Source organism: Pseudomonas sp. EL_65y_Pfl2_R96 (genome assembly GCF_963970905.1).
In the GTDB taxonomy this organism is placed as follows: domain Bacteria; phylum Pseudomonadota; class Gammaproteobacteria; order Pseudomonadales; family Pseudomonadaceae; genus Aquipseudomonas.
On the sequence record NZ_CAXAQH010000271.1, the window covers coordinates 1 to 489 of the forward strand.

The 489-nt window shown below is 67.7% G+C and carries 1 protein-coding gene; it reads right to left on the reverse strand.

The features are described 5' to 3' along the window. The coding region (locus AACY49_RS30580; protein WP_339528018.1) for a transporter substrate-binding domain-containing protein at positions 1-489 on the reverse strand (489 nt) is incomplete at both ends.

Consider the following 489-nt stretch of genomic DNA (forward strand, 5'->3'; position numbering starts at 1 on the left):
TCTCGCCGCGCGCGAACATGGCGATCGCCAGCTTGACGCTGTCGGCGGGAACGACGACCGCGTTCCTGAACCTGGCGGGCAGGGTGCGCTCCGAGGTCGATCCCCTGGTCACGCCAATCCTGACGCCCGGCTTGTCGATGTCCTCGACCTTGCCGATCGGCGAATTCGCGGGAACGAGATAGCCGAGTTCGATCGCCAGAACGGGCTGGCTGAAGCTGACCTCCCTGGCGCGCGCCGGGGTTGCGTTGGTGACGGTGAAATCGACCTGGCCGTCGCGGATGGCGCTGACGATGTCTGCGACACGCTCAAGCCTGACATAATCGATCCCGACGCCGAGCCGCTTGGCGAGTTCGCCGCCGAGATCGTAGGCGAGGCCGTGGGCCTTGCCGGATGCGTCCGTCACCATCGAGGTCGGGCTGCCCGGATAGATGCCGACGCGCAAGGTGCCGCTTGGCGCCAGCAGTTGGGCGTCGCCCTCGGCCCGTGCCT